General features: G+C 69.2%; 4 protein-coding genes and 1 pseudogene. All 5 read right to left on the bottom strand.

All coding sequences use genetic code 11. From position 1 onward, the window contains the following. On the bottom strand, nucleotides 1–379 hold a 379-nt coding region (locus tag MJ785_RS22440), incomplete at its 3' end, for a hypothetical protein (protein ID WP_370653013.1). 131 nt (nucleotides 380–510) lie between these two features. Next, a pseudogene (locus MJ785_RS22435) lies at nucleotides 511–900 on the bottom strand (caspase family protein); the annotation flags it as partial. A 197-nt stretch (nucleotides 901–1,097) separates the two neighbouring features. Continuing rightward, a complete protein-coding gene (locus tag MJ785_RS20575) occupies nucleotides 1,098–1,541 on the bottom strand; it encodes a hypothetical protein (RefSeq protein ID WP_239382420.1) in 444 nt (147 codons plus the stop codon). 181 nt (nucleotides 1,542–1,722) lie between these two features. Then, nucleotides 1,723–2,511, bottom strand: coding sequence for a cell filamentation protein Fic (locus MJ785_RS20570; protein ID WP_239382418.1), 789 nt, complete (start codon nucleotides 2,509–2,511; stop codon nucleotides 1,723–1,725). A 385-nt stretch (nucleotides 2,512–2,896) separates the two neighbouring features. Further along, complete coding sequence (locus tag MJ785_RS20565) at nucleotides 2,897–3,850, bottom strand: GlxA family transcriptional regulator (RefSeq protein WP_239344705.1); 954 nt, start codon at nucleotides 3,848–3,850, stop codon at nucleotides 2,897–2,899. Between the last annotated feature and the right edge of the window lie 353 nt (nucleotides 3,851–4,203).

Here is a 4,203-nt window from a genome sequence, read left to right as displayed (position 1 = left end):
GGGCCAGCCCGGACGCCAGCGCGGTGAGCGGATCGGGTCCGGGGGTCAGCAGCACGGTCGGCCACGCCCACGAACCGGCGACCGGGAGCCGGCCAGCTGGGAGGCCAGCGAGCAGACCGGCGCGCAGCAGCGAGGACTTACCCGCGCCGGAAGCACCCACCACGACCAGGACGCCGGGGTCGCCGATCCGGTCGGTGAGCCGGTCGAACAGGGTGGCCGTGAGCTGTTCCCGGCCGAAGAAGAACCGGGCGTCGTCGACGCCGTAGGCTTCCAGCCCCCGGTAGGGACAGACCGGGCTCGCCGACGGAGCCTGCGGACCATCCCCGGTCCGCGGGTCGGGCCGGCGGGGGCCGGCGGGTGGTAGGCGGTGTTGGCGCACAGGACCAGGTCTCCGGCCTGCCCGCCGGTGTGGCAGTGGGGTTCGGGCCGGCTGGCCGCACGCAGCGTCCGCGTCAGGTACCGGTAGGCATGGTCCAGGGTCAGCCACGGGGGGCCGGTGGGGTCCCCGCTGGTCAGCAGGTCCAGCAGCGCACCGGTGAACACGGTGTGGGGCTGGCCGGGCAGGGCGAGCGCGGCCTCGTCCCGGGTGGCGGCGGTCAGCAGGTAGCTGTGCCGTACCCCGGTGGCGTAGACGTCGTCGCTGCCGGTCACCACGGCGGTCGAGGCCCGGCCGGAAAAACAGCAGTCGAGCACGACCACGACCGTGCGTGCCCGGGAATCGGACAGGGTGTCGCGGATCTGCCGGTACGGCAGCGCCTGAAAATAGGCTGCCGGTGGCTGGGTGAGGTCTGTCGAGGCGGAGGTGGCCAGGTACAGACCGCCGTCGTCATCGAGGAGCCCATGGCCGACGTAGTAGAGGACCAGCACGTCACTGGCCTGCTGTGCCGCCTCGGTCAGCATCCGGTCGAACACGAGCGGGTCCGACGGATCGATGAGGGTTTGCACCCCGGTCTCGGGCACGCCGCAGCTGTCCACCAGAGCGCGTGCCAGATCCGCTACCGTCGCGGTGACGGCGGGAACGTCCGGCAGCCGCGAACCGGGTTGGTGTTTTCCCGTCCCGACCAGGAGAACTCGGGTACCGGGACTGGCCAGCCCCCTCACCGGGTCGACAGATCCGGCCGGTCCGCGATTGGAGCACTGTCGGCGGGTGCCCCGTCCGGCTGCGGGCTGGGCTTCAGGGCATGGGCAAGGTGGATGATCTCGGCGCGGACCGCGTCGGCGTCCAGTCCCCGCACCCGCCGGGCGGACACGGAGATCGTCGTCCGGTCGCCGTCACGTTCCGCGGTCATGTCGATATCGCCACGCCGGCTGCGGATCCACGCCATCACCGTCGCGGCCAGCACCGGAGCGGCACCCGGGACCAGATCCACCAGCAGACCGGTCAGCGTAGGTCCCAGCCGGCCGGTTTCCGGCCCGTTCTCCACCGCCGCCACCCGGCCACGTAACTCGTCTTCCGCGGTCAGCCATGACCGCAGCGACCGCAGCTCATCCGCCGTGCCATCGACAAGGCGCAGCGTCACATCCATCGTGCCCCCCCGCATACGACCGCCGTGTCGGTACTGTCACGTTCCCCGTCGTGCACCGCGGCAGTATCCCACGGAGCTTCCGGCCTGCGGCGGTCTGTCACCATCCGAGCAGATCGGTCCCGGTCGTCTCAGCCGCGGGCACCGGGCACTGGCGACCGGGCGCTCGCCGGCCCGCTCATCACTGTGCCGAGTCGATCTAGGTCGTGCCTGATGGCAGGACCCCGTCATCGGCGGCGAGGCGGCAGGATGTCAGAAAGCCGAACATGCCGGTGCCGTCCTTGCGCACGAAGAAGTTCACCATCGCGGCGTTGAACTCGTGGCGGCGCGCGGCCGGGACGCTGATGGCGTCCATTCCCTGGGACATGAGGTGGCCATTCATCATGTACCGCGCGGTGCGCTTGTTGCCGTCGCAGTAGAACTGTTGCAGAGAGCTGAAGAGAAAGTAGGCGACCGCTTGTTCGAACTCGTGGTCGATCTCAGTGGAGAGGAATTCCAGGCCTTGGGAGAAGACGCGGCGTAGGCTCTCGCCGCCGCGCTCGGTGGCGGGTGGCAGGTAGCGGCCATGCTGTCCGAGGCTGACGCCAGGGGTGAGCGTCTCGCTGCCCTCGCCGCGGAAATGGCCCGGCTCCAGCGCCTCGTCTCGGGCGAGCAGGAACTGGAGCCTGTCGGAGACCTCCTTGGACAGCCGGAACTCGTGTGTCCTGACGAGCCGGGCGAGTTCGCTCGCCGCCTCGGCGAGGTTCAGGATCTGACGTTCGTCGCTGATTTTCCGTCCGCCGACGGTGATCCCGTCCAGGAGTGTCTGGACCTCGGGGTAGGTGAACGGGTTGCCCTCGAGCACCGCGGCGTCCCACACGTATTCTGGCAACGATCGCTGAAACCGCCAGACCGCGCGCTCGACCGAGAATCGCGGAATATCCCGGAGCACCGTGGACCGGTCCCAGGCGAACCCAAGAGCGGCCAGCATCGCCTCGCTCGTCGTCATGATCGCACTTCCTCGGGACCGCGGGTGACCGGCACAGGCCGCAAGCCACGCCTGCGATCCAACGATACGGGGACCGCGGGCCCCGCAACGTCCGCCCGCGCGGCGGGCCTCGGCCCCTCGGGCCTGTAGAAATTTGGACGAATCGCTGTGATGGAACCATAGAGAGTGTTCGCTTGGGTACGATTGGTCCCATTCGAGTAGGGTCATGCCCTTGGCGTGCTCTGTGCCCTCCGCTGTTTGACGCCGTGACCGGCGGGCGCCTGAGATGATCTCACTTCCTCCCCGCCGTCCCCTCCGGGACTGGCGGGGTTTTCCAGATCGGGCTACGTTGTGACCCCCACGAGTCGCGGTCTTCGTCGGCTGGAGACCGCCCCCGACGCGGGCGTCAAGCGTTGCAATCGTTGCGGGCGCGAAAGGTACGCCGGTAGGCGGCAGGCGGAACGCCGAAGGCGGTGCGGAAGTGCTGGCGCAGGGAGACGGTGGCGCCGAAGCCGGCGTGCTCAGCGACGCGGTCGATCGGCAGGTCGCTGCTTTCGAGCAGATGCTGAGCTCGTTGCAGCCGCTGCCCGGTCAGCCACTGGCCGGGGGTGAGGCCGACCTCTTGGCGGAACCGCCGGGTGAAGGTGCGGACGCTCATCCGCGCGTGGGCGGCCAGGTCGGGCAGGGATACCGGTTCCTGTAGGCGTTCGAGCGCCCAGGCACGGGTTGCGGCGGTGCTGGCCTCCCACGGTTCTGGGACAAGGTGTCCGATGTGCTGGGTCTGCCTCCCATCGGGCCAAGGTGACATGATCCAACGCCGAGCCAGCCGGGTGGCGACCTCGCTGCCGTGGTCGCGGCGGACCATGCGCAGATAGAGCTCGGCACCGGAGACGGCGGAGGTGAGCACGTCGCCGTCGTCGATGAAGGGCATGTCGGGGTCCATCTTCACGCGGGGAAACATGCGCTGGAAGCGGTCGATGTCTGGCCAGTGGATGGTGACCCGGCGGCCGTCGAGCAGGCCCGCGGCGGCCAGAATGAACGTCGCCGTGCGGATCGAGACCAGGCGTGCGCCGGCTGGGATGCGGGCGAGCGCGTCGGCTATCTCGTCACGCAGCCGCCCGTGTGGGATGACCGCATCGACTGGGTGGACGGCGGGAAGCACGACGGTGTCCGCCTCCGCCAACGCCCCGGCTCTGTTGTTGGCAGTGGCGGCGTGCATGGGATGGCCGCCAACGGTACAGACGGCCACCTCGTAGAGCGGTGTGCCGTCCGGCCGGGCGGCGTCGCCGAAGATCCCCACCGGGATGCTCGTCTCGAATGGGATTACGCGGTCCAAGGCGAGGACGGCGACACGATGCATGGCTGGATCCCATCTAGTAGCGATCTGTACCGCCCGTTTTCGATGAAGGGAAGCCCTATGGAGTGGGTGTGAGGAAAGACACGATCGGCCTTGTGGCATGTGCGGAAGGGCGGAACCTTCGGTCGGTGCGGGGGTGATAGGCCGGCCTGCGACGGCCTGCGATGGATCACAATCTCCGGAAGACGGTTGTGCGCGGGTTGAATGGCGGTGGTGGCATGGTTGAAGGGCTGGCCAACCCGAACGGCCGCCGGTGGCGAGTGGCTGACGGCCCCGCATCGACGTCTTCCTCCTGGCGCCCGGGAGATATGGGGTGGCTGGACCCCGGCGCCCTCGGCCTGTAGGCCCGATTGAGA

The organism is Protofrankia sp. CiT1 (assembly GCF_917627335.1).
Lineage (GTDB): Bacteria > Actinomycetota > Actinomycetes > Frankiales > Frankiaceae > Protofrankia.
This window is presented reverse-complemented; position numbering and strand designations above follow the sequence as displayed.